An 18,938-nucleotide genomic window follows, 5' to 3' on the forward strand; every position below is an offset into this window, starting at 1 on the left:
GGCGGGCTGTCTTCACGGGGTTTGCCGCCCGTAATCCGGGAGCCCCGCGCCCCCGGGGCCACGTACCCTTTTCTGTTGTGCCGAACGCCAACAAAGACAACCTCGACGTCGCGCCCGTCGCCGACGACCTCGCCCGCCGATTCCAGGAGGCCGGGTTCTCTCTCGCCCTGGTCGGCGGCTCGGTCCGGGACGCGCTGCTGGGCCGGCTCGGCAACGACCTCGACTTCACGACCGATGCCCGCCCCGAGGCCGTCCTCAAGATCATCCGGCCGTGGGCGGACGCGGTGTGGGAGGTCGGGATCGCCTTCGGGACGGTGGGCGCGCAGAAGGACGGCTGGCAGATCGAGGTCACCACCTACCGCTCCGAGGCGTACGACCGGACCTCCCGCAAACCCGAGGTGTCCTACGGCGACTCCATCGAGGAGGACCTCGTCCGCCGGGACTTCACCGTCAACGCGATGGCCCTCGCCCTCCCCGAGCGGACGTTCATCGACCCGCACGGCGGCCTCGACGACCTCGCCGCGCGCGTCCTGCGGACCCCCGGCACCCCCGAGGACTCCTTCTCGGACGACCCCCTGCGGATGATGCGGGCCGCGCGGTTCGCCGCCCAGCTCGACTTCGAGGTCGCCCCCGAGGTCGTCACCGCGATGACGGACATGGCCGAGCGGATCGGAATCGTCTCCGCCGAGCGCGTCCGGGACGAGCTGAACAAGCTGATCCTCTCCGCGCACCCCCGCAAGGGCCTCACGCTCCTCGTCGACACGGGCCTCGCCGACCGCGTCCTGCCCGAACTGCCCGCGCTGCGGCTGGAGAGCGACGAGCACCACCGGCACAAGGACGTGTACGACCACACGCTGATCGTCCTCGAACAGGCGATGGCCCTGGAGGAGGACGGCCCCGACCTCGTCCTGCGTCTGGCCGCGCTCCTCCACGACATCGGCAAGCCGCGCACCCGGCGCTTCGAGGACGACGGCCGCGTCTCCTTCCACCACCACGAGGTGGTCGGCGCGAAGATGACCGCGAAGCGGATGACGGCCCTGAAGTACTCCAACGAGCTGGTGAAGGACGTCTCCCGGCTCGTCGAACTCCACCTGCGCTTCCACGGCTACGGCGCCGGCGAGTGGACCGACTCTGCGGTCCGCCGCTATGTCCGTGACGCCGGTCCGCTCCTCACCCGCCTCCACAAGCTGACCCGCTCCGACTGCACGACCCGCAACCGCCGCAAGGCCGTGAGCCTCTCGCGTGCGTACGACGGGCTGGAGGAGCGGATCACCGAACTCGGCAAGCAGGAGGAACTGGACGCGATCCGCCCCGACCTCGACGGCAACCAGATCATGGAGATCCTGGGAATCCGTCCGGGGCCGGCGATCGGGAAGGCGTACAAGTTCCTGCTGGAGCTGCGGCTGGAGAACGGGCCGATGGAGTACGACGCGGCGGTGGGGGCGCTCAAGGAGTGGTGGGCGGAGCAGGGGTGAGGGCATGAAAGAGGGGCGATGTTTCACGTGAAACATCGCCCCTCGGAACCTCTCAGGCGGAGCCCGATCGGCAGGGCCCGATCAGACGTCCTTCAGGCACAGCACGACGTTGTGGCCGGTGCCGATCTGGTAGTAGGAGACGGTGGCCTCCTTGACGGCCTGGCACTTCGAGTCGTCGCTGGTGTCGTCGAACTTCTGGACGACCTTGTACTCGGCCTTGCTCGACGAGCAGTCGACCTCGGTGAGGTCGGGCTTGGAGTCGGTGCCGTCGTTGTGCATGCAGGCGCCGACCGAGGTGCCCTCGGCTTCGGTGTCGCTGCTGAACACCGCGCCGATACCCAGCTTGACGACGATGGCGACCACCGCGACCACGACGACGCCGAGGACGCGGGCCAGCTTGCTCTTCCGCTTCGGCGGCGCGGGCGGAACCGGCGCTCCCTGGAACGGTGCACCCTGGTCCGGGAACTGGCCGTACGGCTGAGTCTGCTGCTGGCCCATCGGGACGGGCTGCTGGGCGTACGGGTTCTGGCCCTGAGGCGGCGGAGTCGTCATGCTGAGGTGTCCCCCCTGGAACGTGGATGCGCATGCCGGACGTCCGAACGCCCGGCGCGAGATAAGACCCACGTAAAATACCGGCCACCACTGACATCGCCGGTACGTAAAAATGATCTGTGACCTTGACGTGAACCTTACGAACGGGCAAAACGCCGCATAGCACCAGCTACTGCCGCGTAGATAACGGCGATTGTTATCACCAGCGAGATTGAACGCCCGTCCGGCGGCAGCATGAGCGCCGCGACGCCCGCCGCGCCGACGAACGCGACGTTGAAGAGGACGTCGTAGAGCGAAAAGATCCGGCCGCGGTAGGCGTCGTCCACGGCGGACTGGACGATCGTGTCGGTGGCGATCTTCGCGCCCTGCGTGACGAGGCCCAGGAAGAACGCCAGCATCAGGACGGGGAGCTGGGCGAAGGTCAGGCCGAGCGCCGGTTCCAGGAGCGCGGCAGCCGCTGCGCAGGTGACGATCCAGCGGACGGGACCGAGCCGCCCCGCAGCCGACGGAGTCACCAGCGCGGCCACGAAGAAGCCCGCCCCGGAGATGCCGACGGCGAGACCGAGGAGGGCGAGACCGTCGTCGGGGTTCGAGGACCAAGCGTACCGGCAGAGCATCAGCACCGTGACGGTGAGGGCGCCGTAGCAGAACCGCATGAGGGTCATCGAGCCGAGCGCCCACGCGGCGGTGCGTCGCTCCGGCGCGGCGAGGTGCCGTACCCCGGCCGCGAGCCCCCGGGCCGTACCGCGCAGGGCCTCCGCCAACCGGGGCCGGACCGGACCGAGTTCGGGGCCGAGCAACTCGACGGCGAGCCGCAGGGACGCCAGCGCTGAGCACAGGTACAGCGCCGCCCCCAGCAGGACCACCGCCGCGTCGGAGTCGGCGACCAGGATCCGTACGCCGAAGGCGAGACCGCCGCCCGCCGTCGCCGCGAGCGTTCCGGCCGTCGGGGAGAGGGAGTTGGCGACGACCAGCCGCTCCGCGTCGACCACCCGGGGCAGCGCGGCGGACAGTCCCGCGAGGACGAAGCGGTTGACGGCGGTGACGCACAGCGCGGAGCCGTAGAAGAGCCAGTCCGGCACGTCCGCCAGGATCAGCACGGCCGTGACCGAGGCGAGGCCGGCGCGCAGGAGATTGCCGTACAGGAAAACCTGCCGGCGCCGCCAGCGGTCGAGCAGGACGCCGGCGAAGGGGCCGACGAGGGAGTACGGCAGCAGCAGGACCGCCATCGCGGAGGCGATCGCGCCGGGTGAGGTCTGCTTCTCCGGGGAGAAGACGACGTACGTCGCCAGCGCGACCTGATAGACGCCGTCCGCGCACTGGGAGAGCAGCCGTACGGCGAGCAGACGGCGGAAGTTCTCCAGGCGCAGCAGGACGCGCAGATCACGGACGACGGACATGGGCACAGCCTCACACAGGGAAAGGTCCCCGGGTCGGTCGACCCGGGGACCTTTCTGATGAGCCCTGGCAGGAGCGAATTTCGGTGGGTGGCGGACCGTGTTTCACGTGAAACGGGAACGCGATGTTTCACGTGAAACATGGCTCGCCGGGGTGGTGCTTAGCGCTCGACGTCGCCGCGGATGAACTTCTCGACGTTGTCGCGGGCCTCGTCGTCGAAGTACTGGACCGGCGGGGACTTCATGAAGTACGAGGACGCGGAGAGGATCGGGCCGCCGATGCCGCGGTCCTTGGCGATCTTCGCGGCGCGCAGCGCGTCGATGATGACGCCGGCGGAGTTCGGGGAGTCCCAGACCTCCAGCTTGTACTCCAGGTTCAGCGGGACGTCGCCGAACGCGCGGCCCTCCAGGCGGACGTACGCCCACTTGCGGTCGTCGAGCCAGGCGACGTAGTCCGACGGGCCGATGTGGACGTTGTCGGCGCCGAGTTCGCGGTCACGGATCTGGGAGGTGACGGCCTGCGTCTTGGAGATCTTCTTGGACTCCAGCCGGTCGCGCTCCAGCATGTTCTTGAAGTCCATGTTGCCGCCGACGTTCAGCTGCATCGTGCGGTCCAGGATCACACCCCGGTCCTCGAACAGCTTCGCCATGACGCGGTGCGTGATCGTGGCGCCGACCTGCGACTTGATGTCGTCGCCGACGATCGGGACACCGGCCTCGGTGAACTTGTCCGCCCACTCCTTCGTCCCGGCGATGAAGACCGGGAGGGCGTTGACGAAGGCGACCTTGGCGTCGATGGCGCACTGGGCGTAGAACTTCGCCGCGGCCTCGGAACCGACGGGCAGGTAGCAGACGAGGACGTCGACCTGCTTCTTCTTGAGGATCTTGACGACGTCGACCGGTTCGGCGTCGGACTCCTCGATGGTCTCGCGGTAGTACTTGCCGAGGCCGTCGAGGGTGTGACCCCGCCGGACCTTCACACCGGTGCGCGGGACGTCGCAGATCTTGATGGTGTTGTTCTCCGACGCGCCGATCGCGTCCGCGAGGTCGAGGCCGACCTTCTTCGCGTCCACGTCGAAGGCGGCGACGAACTCGATGTCACGGACGTGGTAATCGCCGAACTGCACATGCATCAAGCCCGGTGCCTTGGCCGCCGGGTCGGCGTCCTTGTAGTACTCGACTCCCTGCACCAGCGACGCGGCACAGTTGCCCACACCGACGATGGCTACGCGAACCGAACCCATTCCGGTTGCTCCCTGTTGTATGAGTGAGGCCCTGGCAGGAGCCTCACGCGGTGGTGTCGCCGGGCGTATCCGGCCCGGGGTTGTCCCCGGTCCGGGGCAGGACGCCCGGCGCTCCCTCTGTGGTGTCGCGAGCGGGTTCTCCTTGGCCGGGGCTCTTGAGGTCCCGGCCTGCCCGCTCGCTCTCGATCAGCTCGTTCAGCCAGCGCACTTCGCGCTCCACGGACTCCATCCCGTGGCGCTGGAGTTCGAGCGTGTAGTCGTCGAGGCGCTCCCGGGTGCGCGCGAGCGAGGCGCGCATCTTCTCCAGCCGTTCCTCCAAACGGCTGCGCCGGCCCTCAAGGACGCGCATGCGCACGTCACGGGAGGTCTGCCCGAAGAACGCGAAGCGAGCAGCGAAGTGCTCGTCCTCGTAGGCGTCGGGCCCGGTCTGCGAGAGGAGTTCCTCGAAGTGTTCCTTGCCCTCCGCCGTCAACCTGTAGACGATCTTGGCGCGGCGTCCCGTGAGCGGGACGGCCGGGGCTTCCTCGGGGGTGTTCCCCGCCTCTTCGATCAACCAGCCGTTCGCGACCAGCGTCTTGAGGCAGGGGTAGAGCGTGCCGTAGCTGAAGGCCCGGAACACGCCCAGCGAGGTGTTGAGCCGTTTGCGCAGCTCATAGCCGTGCATCGGGGACTCGCGGAGCAGTCCGAGGACGGCGAACTCGAGGATTCCTGACCGCCGGCTCATCACTCCTCCTCCGTCCCCGACATGTCTATGTCGCTCCGATGTATCGACTCGATACATCACGACGATAGAACGACCTTCCGGAGCGGACAAGGGGGAGATCGGTGAACGGGATCACATCACCGAAACGTTCGAATCAACTTGCCTGATTTGGGGTGAACTTCGGAGCTCGACGGGTTTTGGCGGTGCGTAGTGTGTGCGCCATGCAGACCACCGGGAGCCATGTGACGCCGGAGGGCGCCACCGCCCCCGCTGCCGTACGGATGAATGCGATACCGGCCGCGTCCGTACATCGGGGGGACCGGAAAAAAGCCGCCGTTGTTTCCAGGCGCCCACGGGTGCGCCTGCCCGAGGAGTAGTCGTTCGATGAGCGAGCACCGTCGCAAACAGTCGCAGCCGCAAGGAGGCGGACGTGCCGCGGCCCGGCGCGGCCAGTCCGGCTCGTCCTCCGGCCGCCGCGCGGCACCGCGGGGCGACACCGAGTCCCCTTCCGACGGTCTGTACCAGTCGGGAGCCGAGGAACGGCCGTCCGGCGGCCGGGCCGACGCCCGGCGCGCAGCGCAGAGACCTTCCGCAGGAGGCCGCCGCAAGGCACCCGATCCAGGTCCCGGCCGGGGCCGGGGCCGTCAGCCCTCCGGCCGCAAGCGCCTGATCGACTACCCGCGCCAGGACAAGTACGGCTGGCAGCGCTGGGTGCCGTCCTGGAAGCTCGTCACGGGGCTGTGCCTCGCCTTCTTCGGCAGCCTCATGGCCGCGGCGAGCGTCGCGTACGCCTTCGTGGGCATCCCGAAGCTCGACGAGACCGCCACAGCGCAGAACAACGTCTACTACTGGAGCGACAAGACCCAGATGGTCGCCACCGGGGGTGAGACGAACCGCCAGATCGTCGATCTCCCCGAGATCCCCAAGGCGATGCAGTTCGCGGTCATCTCGCAGGAGAACAAGTCCTTCTACACGGACAGCGGCATCGACCCCAAGGGCATCGCGCGCGCCGTCTTCAACATGGCCCGGGGCGGCCAGACGCAGGGTGGCTCCACGATCACCCAGCAGTACGTCAAGAACGCCATGCTCGCCGACCAGTCGCAGACGATCTCCCGCAAGCTCAAGGAGATCTTCGTGTCGATCAAGGTCGGCAACAACGTCTCCAAGGACGAGATCATGGCCGGGTACCTGAACTCGGCCTACTACGGGCGCAACGCCTACGGCATCGAGGCCGCGGCGCACGCGTACTTCAACAAGAAGGCCAGGGAACTCAACCCCGGTGAGTGCGCCTTCCTGGCGGCGATGCTGAAGGGCGCGACGTACTACGACCCGGCGGGCCTGCCGTCCGTCGACCCGAACGCCTCGGCCGAGAAGAACACCATCCGGGCCACGCGCCAGATGCAGGACACGTTGAACAAGATGGTCGAGTACGGCCACCTCGACGCGGCGGAGCGGGCGAAGTACACGACGCTCCCCAAGTGGCAGAACCCCCGCTCGAACACCAATCTGAAGGGCCAGACCGGCTACCTGGTCGACCTCGCGAACGCCTACCTGGTGACGAACGAGCAGACGACCGGGATCAGCCAGGACCGGCTCCAGCGCGGTGGCCTCTCGATCTACACGACCTTCGACAAGAAGAAGGTCGACGAGCTGGAGAAGTCGGTCAAGGCGGTCCAGGACGCCAACATCAAGCCCGAGGAGCGACCCGAGGACACGCACGTCCAGTTCGGCGGCGCCTCGGTCAACCCGGACTCGGGCGCCATCGAGGCGATCTACGGCGGTACGGACTCCACCCAGCACTTCACCAACAACGCCGACCAGACCGGTGCGCAGGTCGGTTCGACCTTCAAGCCCTTCGTCCTCGCCGCCGCGATGACCTGGGGCGTGCGCAACCCGGACCTCGGCACCTCCCAGGCCCAGGACGAGCGCACCATCGTCTCCCCCAAGAGCATGTTCAGCGGCAAGAACAAGCTCAAGATCGAGGAGTACGACGGGAACGTCTGGAAGGACGACAAGGGCGGGGAGTGGCTCCAGACCAACGACGGCAACGTCTCCCTGGGCAACCCGCCCGACTTCAAGATCGACCTGCGCGAGGCGATGCGCGAGTCCGTGAACTCCGCCTTCGTGCAGCTCGGCATGGACGTCGGCCTGGACAAGGTGAAGGAGGCCGCGGTCAGCGCGGGTCTGAAGCCGGGCAGCCTGACGGGCACCAACTTCCCGTCGTTCTCCATCGGCATCTCCGACCCCAGCGCGATCCGTATGGCGTCCTCGTACGCCACTTTCGCGGCCAGCGGCAAGCAGCGCGAGCCGTTCTCCGTCACGGAGGCCACGGGCAAGGAGGTGAACTTCAAGCACGAGACCGTCTCCAAGGACGCCTTCACCAAGAAGGTCGCCGACAACGTCACCGACATCCTCAAGACCGTCGTAGACAAGGGCACCGGCACCGCCGCCCAGCTCACCGGCCGTGACGTGGCGGGCAAGACCGGCACCACCGACGGCAACCGGTCCGCCTGGTTCGTCGGGTACACCCCGCAGCTGTCGACCGCGATCACGATGTTCCGGTATGACGACGACGAGACCAACAAGAACCGTGAGTTCCTGAAGATGTTCGGCACGGGTGGCCAGAAGAAGATCCACGGCGCCTCGTTCCCGGCGGAGATCTGGCACGACTACATGGAGGAGGCCCTCAAGGGCCAGCCCGTGAAGGCGTTCCCGGAGCCGGAGCCGATCGGTGAGGTCCTCAACCCCGAGCCCTCGCCGAGCCCGTCGCCCTCGGCCTCCGAGAGCGACGAGCCGAGTGCGTCGCCGAGCCCGTCGCCCAGCCAGAACAGCCCCTCGCCCTCGCCGAGCCCGTCCGACACCTGCGGCGCCTTCGGCTTCGGGTGCGAGAACGGCGGCACGGACGCGGGCACCACGGAGGGCGGCGACAACGGCGGTACCGGCTCCACTCCGTCGCCGTCGCCGAGCGACGACACCGGGGACACGTCCAGAGGCAGCTCGGGCGGCCTCTTCGGGGGAGCGAACTCGGGAGGCACCTCCACCGGATAACGGGCCACTTGCCCGACTCGGGTGTTTCACGTGAAACATCGCGATGTTTCACGTGAAACGAAGAGCGTCCCCCGGCCACCGGGGAGCGCCCCCCGAACCCTTGAGGGCCGTCGCACCGGACGAGGTGCGGCGGCCCTCGGTTTTTTCCCAGCCCGGTACGGCAGGATGTGCGCCATGCCCAGTGCAGAATCGACGCCCGCGACCGAGCACGAGCCGGCTCCGGTACGGCCCACCGACCCGGTACGGCCCACCAAGGAAGACCGGATCGCCGAGGCCGGCAGCGAGCTGATCGGCGGACCCATCGGACGGCGTGCCCTGACCGGGACGTCCTGGTGGACCCCCGTCCGGGTCGTCGCCCTCGTGGCGATCGGGATGTTCGCCCTCGGGCTGATCCAGAAGGCGCCCTGCTACGACGGCGGCTGGTTCTTCGGCGCCTCCACGCAGTACACGCACGCCTGCTACTCGGACATCCCGCACCTCTACCAGGGACGCGGCTTCGCCGACGGGCTCGTGCCGTACTTCGACCGGTTCGCCGGCGATATGCAGTACCTCGAATACCCGGTGCTGACCGGCGTGTTCATGCAGGTCGCGAGCTGGCTCACCCCGCACAGCGGCACCATCCAGCACCAGGAACAGTGGTACTGGATGGTCAACGCGGGGCTGCTGATGATCTGCGCCGCGGTCATCGCGGTCTGCGTCTCCCGGACGCACGCCCGCCGCCCCTGGGACGGTCTGCTGGTCGCCCTGGCGCCCGCCTTCGTGCTGACCGCCACCATCAACTGGGACCTGCTGGCGGGCGCCCTGACGGCCGCGGCGATGCTGATGTGGGCGCGGGGCCGCTCGCTGGCCTTCGGTGTCCTCCTGGGGCTCGCCACGGCCGCCAAGCTCTACCCCGTCTTCCTGCTCGGGCCGCTGTTCCTGCTGTGCTGGCGGGCGGGCAAGTGGAAGGACTTCGGCAAGGCCTTCGGGGGCACCGCGGTCGCCTGGCTCGTGGTCAACCTGCCGGTGATGCTGTTCGCCTTCGACGGCTGGTCGAAGTTCTACACGTTCAGCCAGGAGCGGGGCGTCGACTTCGGCTCCTTCTGGCTGATCCTGGCCCAGAACTCCTCCGACCCGCTCACCACCGACAGCGTCAACACACTGGCCACGCTGCTCGTGCTGCTGTGCTTCCTCGGCATCGCGATCCTCACCCTGACCGCCCCGCGCCGCCCGCGCTTCGCGCAGCTCGCCTTCCTGGTGGTGGCCGCGTTCATCCTCACCAACAAGGTCTACTCGCCGCAGTACGTCCTGTGGCTCGTGCCGCTCGCGGCGCTCGCCCGGCCCAAGTGGCGCGACTTCCTCGCCTGGCAGGTCTGCGAGGTGGCGTACTTCCTCGGCATCTGGATGTACCTCGCGTACACGACCAGCGGGGACGCCCACAAGGGACTGTCGATGGACGGCTACCACTGGGCCATCGCCTGCCATCTGCTGGGCACGCTCTACTTCTGCGGCATGGTCGTCCGCGACATCCTCATGCCCGAGCGGGACGTCGTACGCCAGAGCGGGGACGACGACCCGTCCGGCGGGGTGCTGGACGGCGCCGAGGACCGTTTCGTCCTCAGCGCCGTCGGGGCCGCGATGCGCAGGGACGAGCCGCTCGACGGGCCGCAGGTCAGCTGGGGCAAGGAGACCTGACGGCCCGTTCGCTCTGGGCGAACGGACCTGTTGGGGTACGCAGAAGGCCGTACGCGGGATGTCGCGTACGGCCTCTGTCGTGCGGTGCGGTGCTCGTCAGCGGTCCTCGTCAGCGGTCGAGGAGGCGGTCGAACTGCGTGGTGGTGTGCCGCAGATGGGCCACCAGCTCGTCGCCGACCTTCGGCTCCGGGGCGTCGGAGGGGACGAACAGGATCGACACCTGCATGTGCGGCGGCTCCGCGAACCAGCGCTGCTTGCCGCCCCAGACGAACGGCGAGAGGTTGCGGTTCACCGTGGCCAGGCCCGCGCGGGCGACGCCCTTGGCGCGCGGCATGACGCCGTGCAGCGCCTTCGGCGCCTCCAGGCCCACCCCGTGCGACGTACCGCCCGCCACGACCACCAGGAAGCCGTCCGAGGCCGCCTTCTGCTGGCGGTAGCCGAACCGGTCGCCCTTCGCGACGCGCGTGACGTCCAGGACCGAGCCGTGGTACTCCGTGGCGTCGTGGTCCCCCAGCCACAGCCGCGTACCGATCCTCGCCCGGAAGCGCGTCTGCGGGAACTGCTGCTGGAGCCGTCCCAGGTCCTCGGCCTTCAGGTGGCTGACGAACATCGTGTGCAGCGGCAGCCGGGCCGCGCGCAGCCGGTCCATCCAGCCGATGACCTCCTCGACGGCGTCCGAGCCGTCCGTGCGGTCCAGCGGCAGGTGGATCGCGAAGCCCTCCAGGCGGACGTTCTCGATCGCGGCGTGCAGCTGCGGCAGGTCCTGCTCGCTGATGCCGTGCCGCTTCATCGAGGACATCACCTCGATGACCACCCGGGCGCCCACCAGGCCGTACACGCCGTCGATCGACGAGACCGAGCGGATCACCCGGTCCGGCAGCGGGACGGGCTCCTCGCCGCGCCGGTAGGGCGTCAGCACCAGCAGGTCGCCGCCGAAGAAGTCCTTGATCCGCGCGGCCTCGTACGTCGTCCCGACGGCCAGGACGTCCGAGCCCAGCCGGGTCGCTTCCTCCGCGAGGCGCTCGTGCCCGAAGCCGTAGCCGTTGCCCTTGCAGACCGGGACGAGGCCCGGGAACTGGTCCTGCACGTGCTTGTGGTGCGCCCGCCAGCGCGCGGTGTCGACGTAGAGGGTGAGCGCCATGGCCGGACCTGGGACCTTTCTGGGGGGTGAGGTGTCAGGAGTATCGAAGCACTGAACGTGACGTCAGCGGCGCGACATGTAGATGTCGAGGGCCTTGTGGAGCAGCTTGTTGAGCGGGAAGTCCCACTCGCCGAGGTACTCGGCCGCCTGGCCGCCCGTACCGACCTTGAACTGGATCAGGCCGAAGAGGTGGTCCGTCTCGTCCAGCGAGTCCGAGATGCCGCGCAGGTCGTACACGGTCGCGCCGAGCGCGTACGCGTCCCGCAGCATCCGCCACTGCATCGCGTTCGACGGCCGGAACTCGCGGCCGATGTTGTCCGAGGCGCCGTACGAGTACCAGACGTGGCCGCCGACGATCAGCATCGTCGCCGCCGAGAGGTTCACCCCGTTGTGGCGGGCGAAGTACAGCCGCATCCGGTTGGGGTCCTCGGAGTTGAGGGCCGACCACATGCGCTGGAAGTACGACAGCGGACGCGGCCGGAAGTGGTCGCGCACGGCCGTGATCTCGTACAGCCGCTGCCACTCCTCCAGGTCGTGGTAGCCGGCCTGGACGACCTCGACGCCGGCCTTCTCGGCCTTCTTGATGTTGCGGCGCCACAGCTGGTTGAAGTTCTTGTGGACGTCCTCCAGGGACCGGTTCGCCAGCGGCACCTGGTAGACGTACCGGGGCTGGACGTCGCCGAAGCCCGCGCCGCCGTCCTCGCCCTGCTGCCAGCCCATCCGGCGCAGCTTGTCGGCCACCTCGAAGGCGCGCGGTTCGATGAAGTCGGCCTCGATGTCCCGCAGCCGCTTCACGTCCGGGCTCTGGATCCCGGCCTTGATGGAGATGGCCTCCCAGCGGCGGATGATCACCGGCGGGCCCATCTTCACGGAGAACGCGCCCTGGTGCTTCAGGTGCGCGAGCATCGGCTCCAGCCACTCGTTCAGGTTCGGCGCGTACCAGTTGATCACCGGGCCCTCGGGCAGGTAGGCCAGGTAGCGCTTGATCTTCGGGAGCTGCCGGTAGAGCACCAGGCCCGCGCCGACCAGCTGGCCGGCCTTGTCGAACCAGCCGAGGCTCTCCGAACGCCATTCCGCCTTGACGTCGGCCCATGCGGGTACCTGCATGTGGCTCGCCGCCGGCAGGCTCTGGATGTACGCCAGATGCTGCTCGCGGCTGATCGTCCTCAGGGTCAGGCTCATTCGGGGCGCTCCTCGGGCTGGGGTGTCCCCATGGGTACAGGGGCTCCGGCTCTAGCGCCGAAGCCTACTGCGCCCCGCGAGCGCCTCGACTGGGCGTACGGAACCTGCGTTCGGGCCCGGGTACGGCCGACGCGATCCGTCAGGTGGCGTACCCGGCCTACGCGTTGCTCACGTGCGGAGGGGTCACCCCCCGATGACGCCTCCGAAGAGGCCGCCGTGGGCCATGCCGAGGAAGAAGCCGACGGCGCTGGCGCCGAGGCCCAGGATCAGGCCGAACCGCTCACGCGTGGTCTCGGAGACCCACTGCCCGTAGGCGCCGGTGAGGATCCCGGCCAGACCGGTCCAGGAACTGAGCAGATGCAGGTTGTGGAACATCGCCGTGACGAAGGCCGTCACCCCGAGGACCAGGGTCACCGCGAGCAGCGTGTCCTGGAGGGGGTGGGCTCGGCCGTCGGTGGCGAAGAGAGAGCCGGCGGTGTTGGGTCGCAATGCCTGTGCCATGGGGCACCTCCTGCGGAAGGCGGCGCATCGTAGCGCCGTACACACCCGATGTGTACAGATTGAGGGTCCGGACGGCCGGATTTCAACCGCAAGCGGGGGTGCGGGTAGTCTGTACCGTCTGCATCGGTGTCTGTCCTGGCTCTGCCGGCGACACCGCTGCTACGCATCACAACCCTCCTGCCACGGATCGACCGTGGCCGCTGAGTCCGAAGGAGGTGGGTTCCACATGCGTCACTACGAGGTGATGGTCATCCTCGACCCCGATCTGGAGGAGCGCGCTGTCGCCCCCCTGATCGAGAACTTCCTTTCCGTCGTCCGTGAGGGCAACGGAAAGGTCGAGAAGGTCGACACCTGGGGCCGTCGTCGTCTCTCGTACGAGATCAAGAAGAAGCCCGAGGGCATCTACTCGGTCATCGATCTGCAGGCTGAGCCCGCGATCGTCAAGGAGCTCGACCGCCAGATGAACCTGAACGAGTCGGTCCTCCGGACCAAGGTCCTCCGCCCCGAGACCCACTGAGCTCCGGCTCACCCGGTCCCGGGATCCGAGTAGCAGCAAGCAGCCAGAGCAAACCCGCCGAGAGGTTCCCCCATGGCAGGCGAGACCGTCATCACGGTCGTCGGCAACCTTGTCGATGACCCCGAGCTGCGCTTCACCCCCTCCGGTGCGGCGGTCGCGAAGTTCCGTGTCGCGTCCACTCCCCGCACCTTCGACCGCCAGACCAACGAGTGGAAGGACGGCGAGAGCCTCTTCCTGACCTGCTCGGTCTGGCGCCAGGCGGCGGAGAACGTCGCGGAGTCGCTCCAGCGAGGCATGCGCGTCATGGTGCAGGGCCGGTTGAAGCAGCGGTCCTACGAGGACCGTGAGGGCGTCAAGCGCACGGTCTACGAGCTGGACGTCGAGGAAGTCGGCCCCAGCCTGCGCAGCGCCACGGCCAAGGTCACCAAGACCAGTGGCGGTGGCGGTGGCGGCGGTGCCCGTGGCGGCCAGGGCGGTTACGGCGGCGGTCAGGCCGGCGGCGGCTGGGGCGCAGGCTCCGGCGGCGGCCAGCAGGGCGGCGGCGGTGCGCCCGAGGCCGACCCGTGGGCGACCGGCGCACCCGCCGGTGGCCAGCAGGGCGGCGGCGCCGGTGGCGGCGGCTGGGGTGGAAACTCCGGCGGCGGCCAGAGCGGCGGCGGCTACTCGGACGAGCCCCCCTTCTAGGCCCCAGGGCCGAGGGGTGGGGCGTACTCACACTTCTTGATCACACAGGAGAGAAAGCACCATGGCGAAGCCGCCTGTGCGCAAGCCTAAGAAGAAGGTCTGCGCGTTCTGCAAGGACAAGGTCCAGTACGTGGACTACAAGGACACGAACATGCTGCGGAAGTTCATTTCCGACCGCGGCAAGATCCGTGCCCGTCGCGTGACCGGCAACTGCACGCAGCACCAGCGTGACGTCGCCACGGCCGTCAAGAACAGCCGTGAGATGGCGCTGCTGCCGTACACCGCCCAGGCGCGATAAAGGAAGGGTGACCGAAACATGAAGATCATCCTCACCCACGAGGTCTCCGGCCTCGGCGCCGCGGGCGACGTCGTCGACGTCAAGGACGGCTACGCCCGTAACTACCTGATCCCGCGGAACTTCGCGATCCGCTGGACCAAGGGTGGCGAGAAGGACGTCGAGCAGATCCGTCGTGCTCGCAAGATCCACGAGATCCAGACCATCGAGCAGGCCAACAGCATCAAGGCCCAGCTCGAAGGTGTGAAGGTCCGTCTGGCCGTTCGCTCCGGCGACGCCGGCCGTCTCTTCGGTTCCGTCACCCAGGCCGACGTCGCTTCCGCGATCGCGGCTGCCGGTGGCCCGAAGGTCGACAAGCGCCGTGTCGAGCTGGGCTCGCCCATCAAGACGCTGGGCGCCCACGAGGCGGCTGTGCGCCTGCACCCCGAGGTGGCCGCGAAGGTCAACATCGAGGTCGTCGCAGCGTAACGCTGCGCTCGGCTTGAGCCGACAGGAAAGGGACCGTACCTCTTGAGGTGCGGTCCCTTTTCGTGGGCTCGGGTTCGTGGTCTCGGGCGGGCGATGTTTCACGTGAAACAGGGCGATTAAGCAGGGCGATGTTTCACGTGAAACGCTCAGCGCGTAGCGCCCGTCACGATCCATCGGCCCGAACGCGTACGTGCCCACAGCGTCAGCATCCGGATCGTCATCATCAGCGTCATCGCCCCCCATACGGCCGTGAGGCCGCCGCCCAGTGTCGGGATCAGGAGGGCGATCGGGGCGAAGACCGCCAGGGTCACCAGCATCGCGCCCGCCAGGTAGGGGCCGTCGCCCGCTCCCATCAGGACGCCGTCCAGGACGAAGACGATGCCGCTGACCGGCTGGGAGAGGGCCACCAGGACGAGGGCGGGGAGCGCGGCGTCCTTCACGACGGAGTCGCTCGTGAACAGGGGGAGGAACAGGGGGCGCGTGAGGATGACGACGATGCCGAGGGCCACCCCTACGGCGATCCCCCACTCCACCATCCGTCGGCAGGCCTGCCGGGCGCCCTCCGCGTCGCCGGCCCCCAGATAGCGGCCGATGATCGCCTGGCCGGCGATCGCGATGGCGTCCAGCGCGAAGGCGAGCAGGCTCCACAGGGACAGCACGATCTGGTGGGCGGCGATGTCCGCGTCCCCGAGGCGCGCGGCGACCGCGGTCGCGATCATCAGCATGGCCCGCAGCGAGAGCGTACGGACCAGCAGGGGCGCCCCCGCCTGCGCGGAGGCCCTGATGCCGGCGGCGTCCGGACGCAGGGAGGCACCGTGGCGCCGGGCTCCCCGCACGACGACCACGAGGTAGGCCGCGGCCATGCCCCACTGCGCGATGACCGTCCCCCAGGCGGACCCCGCGATGCCGAGGCCGGCGCCGTACACGAGCCCGGCGTTGAGGCCCGCGTTGGCGACGAAGCCGGCGATCGCGACGTACAGCGGGGTCCTGGTGTCCTGGAGGCCGCGCAGGACACCGGTCGCGGCGAGGACGATCAGCATGGCCGGGATACCGAGCGCGGAGATGCGCAGATAGGTCGTCGCGTACGGCGCCGCTGTCGCCGAGGCGCCGAAGAGGTCGACGAGGGCCCGGGCGGAGGGGAGGACGGCGATGATCACGGCCGCGCCGAGGAGCAGCGCGAGCCAGATGCCGTCCACGCCCTGGCGGATCGCGGCGGACAGGTCACCGGCGCCCGCGCGGCGTGCGACGGCGGCCGTCGTGGCGTAGGCGAGGAAGACGAAGATGCTGACGGCCGTCGTCAGCAGGGCGGAGGCGACACCGAGTCCGGCGAGCTGTGCCGTGCCGAGGTGGCCCACGATCGCGCTGTCGGCGAGGACGAAGAGGGGTTCGGCGACGAGGGCGCCGAAGGCCGGGACGGCCAGCGCGACGATCTCGCGGTCGTGGCGGCGTCTGGTGGCCTTGGTGGTCGTGGGGGCCGATGTCATGAACACTAATCTAATCGTCCACAGGTAAGTGTCGCAAGATGGATTGAGTCCTTACTGATCGTCTCGCTCCGTGTCCTTTCGTGCGCTGTTCGAGGTCATCTTGGGCCGAGTGGGGAAGTTTTTCTTCTGCACAGCCGGTGGATGGGGAAGTCGCAGGTCAGGCGGGGTGCGAAGAAAAAGGCGAGGGCTTGTTCACAGCACTGTCCACCGACTCGTGCACAGGTTTCGGGGAGTTGTCCACAGCATCGGGGCCGTCATCCACATGGCCTGTGGATAACCAGATTGGCTGACGGTGCTGGGGGGCCTACCGTGGTCCGGCGCCCGCTCCGACCGTCGGCCGGGGAAACCCCCGCAAAACCGACGCGCGACAACCGGAGTCGGGCCTCTTATTTGTCAGTGCCGTGCCGTAGAAATGAAGACACGGCGAGGGTCCGCTCGGCGGACGGGATGGAGGTCGCTCGGTGAGTGTTTCCGAGCCCTTGGACGACCCGTGGGCGGACAGTGGCCCCAGCGATCGTCTTCCCCCGACGCGCCGCCGGGGCGAGGGCGGCGGGGGCGGCCGGGGCCGGGGTCGCGACGACCAGCACGACCGGGGCCGGGAGGACGGCGAGTGGGACGGCGCGGTGGCCTTCGAACGGGTCCCGCCGCAGGACCTCGACGCCGAACAGTCCGTCCTCGGCGGCATGCTCCTGTCCAAGGACGCCATCGCCGACGTCGTCGAGATCCTCAAGGGCCACGACTTCTACAAGCCGGCCCACGAGACGATCTACACGGCGATCCTCGACATCTACGCCAAGGGCGAGCCCGCCGACCCCATCACGATCGCCGCCGAGCTGACCAAGCGCGGCGAGATCAACAAGGTGGGCGGGGCGTCGTACCTGCACACCCTCGTCCAGACCGTCCCGACCGCGGCGAACGCCGAGTACTACGCCGAGATCGTGCACGAGCGCGCGGTGCTGCGCCGGCTGGTCGAGGCGGGGACGCGGATCACGCAGATGGGGTACGCGGGCGACGACGACGTCGACGAGATCGTCAACCGCGCCCAGGCCGAGATCTACGCGGTCACCGAGCAGCGCACCAGCGAGGACTACCTGCCGCTCGGCGACATCATGGAGGGCGCGCTCGACGAGATCGAGGCGATCGGGTCGCGCAGCGGGGAGATGACCGGGGTGCCGACCGGGTTCACCGACCTCGACTCCCTCACCAACGGGCTGCACCCCGGTCAGATGATCGTCATCGCGGCCCGTCCCGCCATGGGCAAGTCGACGCTCGCGCTGGACTTCGCGCGCGCGGCGTCGATCAAGAACAACCTCGCCAGCGTCATCTTCTCCCTCGAAATGGGCCGCAACGAGATCGCGATGCGCCTGCTGTCCGCCGAGGCGCGGGTCGCCCTGCACCACATGCGCTCCGGCACGATGACCGACGACGACTGGACGCGGCTCGCCCGCCGGATGCCCGAGGTCTCCGCCGCGCCCCTCTACATCGACGACTCGCCGAACCTCTCGATGATGGAGATCCGCGCGAAGTGCCGGCGCCTCAAGCAGCGCAACGACATCAAGCTCGTCATCATCGACTACCTCCAGCTCATGCAGTCCGGCGGCAAGGGGCGCTCCGAGAGCCGTCAGCAGGAGGTCTCCGACATGTCCCGGAACCTCAAGCTCCTCGCCAAGGAGCTGGAAGTCCCGGTCATCGCGCTCTCGCAGCTGAACCGTGGCCCCGAGCAGCGCACCGACAAGAAGCCGATGGTCTCCGACCTGCGTGAGTCCGGCTCCATCGAGCAGGACGCCGACATGGTCATCCTCCTCCACCGCGAGGACGCCTACGAGAAGGAGTCCCCGCGCGCGGGCGAGGCCGACATCATCGTCGGCAAGCACCGAAACGGCCCGACCGCCACGATCACGGTCGCGTTCCAGGGCCACTACTCCCGCTTCGTGGACATGGCGCAGACCTGACGGGCGCTAGCGCCGCGTCGCGTACCTGGTCAGGATCACGCCGCCGGGGAGTGTCCGCGTCTCCACCAGGGTCAGGTTCACCCAGGTGTCCAGCGCGGTGAAGAACGGGGTGCCGCCGCCCAGCAGGACCGGGGCGGTGGCCAGGACGTACTCGTCGATCAGGCCCGCCCGCACGGCCGCCGCGGCGAGCGTCGCGCCGCCGATCTCCATCGGGCCGCCGTCCTCGGCCTTGAGCCGGGTGATCTCGGCGACCGCGTCGCCGGTGACCAGGCGGGTGTTCCAGTCGACCTTGTCGAGCGTCGAGGAGAACACCACCTTCGCCATGTCCCGCCAGCGGCGCGCGTACACGATCTCCGCCGGGGTGGCGTCGGGGTGCTGGTCGGCGGTCGGCCAGTGGGGGCTCATCGTCTGCCACAGCTTGCGCCCGTACAGCGTCAGCTCGGTCTCCCGCAGCTGGTCGGTCCAGAACTGGAACAGCTCGTCGCTCGGCACGCTCCAGCCGATGTCGTCGCCGGGCGCGGCGATGTAGCCGTCCAGGGACACGTTCATGCCGTAGATCAGTTTCCGCATGGCGCAAGCCTTCCGTGAGTCGGTCTCACGCGTACGGACCGGCGCGGCGCG

The 18,938-nt window shown here is 68.7% G+C and carries 17 protein-coding genes; 8 read left to right on the forward strand and 9 right to left on the reverse strand.

The window, feature by feature from the left end:
- Positions 1-77 precede the first annotated feature (77 nt).
- Complete coding sequence (locus J8M50_RS03225; protein WP_010353472.1) at positions 78-1,475, forward strand: CCA tRNA nucleotidyltransferase; 1,398 nt, start codon at positions 78-80, stop codon at positions 1,473-1,475.
- Between the two features lie 81 nt (positions 1,476-1,556).
- Here the strand turns inward: J8M50_RS03225 and J8M50_RS03230 are convergent, their stop codons facing one another.
- From J8M50_RS03230 to J8M50_RS03245, 4 genes are all read right to left on the reverse strand, one after another.
- Positions 1,557-2,027, reverse strand: a complete 471-nt coding sequence (locus tag J8M50_RS03230; RefSeq protein ID WP_010353473.1) for an LppU/SCO3897 family protein — start codon at positions 2,025-2,027, stop codon at positions 1,557-1,559.
- Between the two features lie 137 nt (positions 2,028-2,164).
- A complete protein-coding gene (locus tag J8M50_RS03235) occupies positions 2,165-3,427 on the reverse strand; it encodes an MFS transporter (RefSeq protein ID WP_010353474.1) in 1,263 nt (420 codons plus the stop codon).
- 158 nt (positions 3,428-3,585) lie between these two features.
- Complete coding sequence (locus J8M50_RS03240; protein WP_010353475.1) at positions 3,586-4,668, reverse strand: inositol-3-phosphate synthase; 1,083 nt, start codon at positions 4,666-4,668, stop codon at positions 3,586-3,588.
- Between the two features lie 43 nt (positions 4,669-4,711).
- Entirely contained in the window at positions 4,712-5,392 is a 681-nt protein-coding gene (locus tag J8M50_RS03245; RefSeq protein WP_010353476.1) for a PadR family transcriptional regulator, read from the reverse strand.
- Positions 5,393-5,755: 363 nt separating this feature from the next.
- Here J8M50_RS03245 and J8M50_RS03250 point away from each other — a divergent pair, with 363 nt between their 5' ends.
- Positions 5,756-8,419 (forward strand): transglycosylase domain-containing protein, encoded by a 2,664-nt coding sequence (locus J8M50_RS03250; RefSeq protein WP_010353477.1) that lies wholly within the window; start codon positions 5,756-5,758, stop codon positions 8,417-8,419.
- 174 nt (positions 8,420-8,593) lie between these two features.
- Entirely contained in the window at positions 8,594-10,093 is a 1,500-nt protein-coding gene (locus J8M50_RS03255; RefSeq protein ID WP_010353478.1) for a glycosyltransferase family 87 protein, read from the forward strand.
- Between the two features lie 109 nt (positions 10,094-10,202).
- Here the strand turns inward: J8M50_RS03255 and J8M50_RS03260 are convergent, their stop codons facing one another.
- From J8M50_RS03260 to J8M50_RS03270, 3 genes are all read right to left on the reverse strand, one after another.
- Positions 10,203-11,234 carry an alanine racemase gene (locus J8M50_RS03260; protein WP_010353479.1) on the reverse strand — a complete coding sequence of 344 codons (1,032 nt, stop codon included), beginning with the start codon at positions 11,232-11,234 and terminating at the stop codon, positions 10,203-10,205.
- 63 nt (positions 11,235-11,297) lie between these two features.
- On the reverse strand, positions 11,298-12,416 hold the full coding sequence (locus tag J8M50_RS03265; RefSeq protein WP_010353480.1) for a lipid II:glycine glycyltransferase FemX: 1,119 nt from the start codon (positions 12,414-12,416) through the stop codon (positions 11,298-11,300).
- A 183-nt stretch (positions 12,417-12,599) separates the two neighbouring features.
- Positions 12,600-12,917 (reverse strand): hypothetical protein, encoded by a 318-nt coding sequence (locus J8M50_RS03270; protein ID WP_010353481.1) that lies wholly within the window; start codon positions 12,915-12,917, stop codon positions 12,600-12,602.
- A gap of 226 nt (positions 12,918-13,143) precedes the next feature.
- Here J8M50_RS03270 and rpsF point away from each other — a divergent pair, with 226 nt between their 5' ends.
- From rpsF to rplI, 4 genes are all read left to right on the forward strand, one after another.
- Entirely contained in the window at positions 13,144-13,434 is a 291-nt protein-coding gene (rpsF, locus tag J8M50_RS03275; RefSeq protein WP_010353482.1) for a 30S ribosomal protein S6, read from the forward strand.
- 72 nt (positions 13,435-13,506) lie between these two features.
- Positions 13,507-14,118, forward strand: coding sequence for a single-stranded DNA-binding protein (locus J8M50_RS03280; protein WP_059044608.1), 612 nt, complete (start codon positions 13,507-13,509; stop codon positions 14,116-14,118).
- Between the two features lie 61 nt (positions 14,119-14,179).
- Complete coding sequence (rpsR, locus tag J8M50_RS03285; protein WP_010354088.1) at positions 14,180-14,416, forward strand: 30S ribosomal protein S18; 237 nt, start codon at positions 14,180-14,182, stop codon at positions 14,414-14,416.
- A gap of 18 nt (positions 14,417-14,434) precedes the next feature.
- Entirely contained in the window at positions 14,435-14,881 is a 447-nt protein-coding gene (gene rplI, locus J8M50_RS03290) for a 50S ribosomal protein L9 (RefSeq protein ID WP_010354089.1), read from the forward strand.
- A 146-nt stretch (positions 14,882-15,027) separates the two neighbouring features.
- Here the strand turns inward: rplI and J8M50_RS03295 are convergent, their stop codons facing one another.
- Positions 15,028-16,365, reverse strand: a complete 1,338-nt coding sequence (locus tag J8M50_RS03295) for an MATE family efflux transporter (RefSeq protein WP_029183911.1) — start codon at positions 16,363-16,365, stop codon at positions 15,028-15,030.
- Between the two features lie 461 nt (positions 16,366-16,826).
- On the opposite strand from J8M50_RS03295, the gene dnaB reads away from it, so the two are divergent.
- Positions 16,827-18,317: a replicative DNA helicase gene (gene dnaB, locus J8M50_RS03300; RefSeq protein ID WP_010354091.1), complete on the forward strand. Its 1,491-nt coding sequence runs from the start codon at positions 16,827-16,829 to the stop codon at positions 18,315-18,317.
- A gap of 6 nt (positions 18,318-18,323) precedes the next feature.
- Here the strand turns inward: dnaB and J8M50_RS03305 are convergent, their stop codons facing one another.
- A complete protein-coding gene (locus J8M50_RS03305; RefSeq protein ID WP_010354092.1) occupies positions 18,324-18,887 on the reverse strand; it encodes a dihydrofolate reductase family protein in 564 nt (187 codons plus the stop codon).
- Positions 18,888-18,938 lie beyond the last annotated feature (51 nt).

The organism is Streptomyces acidiscabies (assembly GCF_020010905.1).
GTDB classification, from domain to species: Bacteria; Actinomycetota; Actinomycetes; order Streptomycetales; family Streptomycetaceae; genus Streptomyces; species Streptomyces acidiscabies.